This window comes from Rhizobacter sp. P2_H3, assembly GCF_056403355.1.
Map to the genome: position 1 here is coordinate 1 of NZ_JBFUFQ010000514.1, position 941 is coordinate 941.

At 67.3% G+C, this 941-nt stretch carries 2 protein-coding genes; both read right to left on the minus strand.

Translation table 11 applies throughout. The features are described 5' to 3' along the window. Positions 1–542: ABC transporter permease (locus tag AC1D1T_RS32750; RefSeq protein WP_477993527.1), on the minus strand; the 542-nt coding region annotated here is incomplete at its 3' end. Beyond that, positions 539–941: ABC transporter permease (locus AC1D1T_RS32755; protein WP_477993528.1), on the minus strand; the 403-nt coding region annotated here is incomplete at its 5' end. The genes AC1D1T_RS32755 and AC1D1T_RS32750, both read right to left, overlap by 4 nt.

The following is a 941-nucleotide window of genomic DNA, read 5'->3' on the forward strand; positions in this document are numbered from 1 at the left end:
GGCTTGGCGCCGAGGTCCATCGCGGCCTCTTCGAGCGAGGGGTTCAGGTCCTGCAGGCGGGCCTGCACGACGACGGTGGCGTACGACATGCCGAGCAGCAGGTGGCCGAGCCAGATCGTCATCAGCCCGCGCTCGGGGAAGCCGACGGCCTTCTGCACCGACACCAGCATCAGCAGCAGCGACAGCCCGCAGATCACCTCGGGCATCACCAGCGGCGCGTTGACGAGGCCGTTGAAGAGCGTGCGGCCGGTGAAGCGCCGGTACTTGACGAGCGAGAAGGCGGCGAGCGTGCCGAGCAGGACCGAGCCGCAGGCGCTGAGGAAGGCGATCTTCAGCGACAGCCACAGGCCGGACAGCATCTCGCGGTCGTTGACGAGCTTGCCGTACCACTCGAAGGTGAAGCCGCCCCACACGGTGGGCAGCGGCGACGCGTTGAACGAGTAGATGACGAGCGTGACGATCGGCAGGTACAGGAACACGAAGCCGCCGACGAGCCAGGCGCGGCCGAACCAGGCGGCCTTGGGGTGCACGGTGCCGCTCATCGCCTGCGCTCCTGGCTCTCGACCTGGTACTTGTTGAAGAGGGCGAGCGGGAAGACGATCAGCAGCACCAGCACGACGGCGACGGTGGAGGCCATGGTCCAGTCGTTGTTGCTGAAGAACTCGTCCCACAGCACGCGGCCGATCATCAGCGTCTGCGGTCCGCCGAGCAGCTCGGGGGTGACGAACTCGCCGACGCAGGGGATGAACACCAGCATCGAGCCGGCGATGATGCCGGCCTTGGACAGCGGCACGGTGATGCGCCAGAACCCCTGCCAGGGTGTCGCGCCGAGGTCGGCGGCGGCCTCGAGCAGGCGCAGGTCCATCTTCGCGAGGTTGGCGTACAGCGGCAGGATCATGAACGGCAGGTAGGTGTAGGTCATGCCGATCACGAGCGAGAAG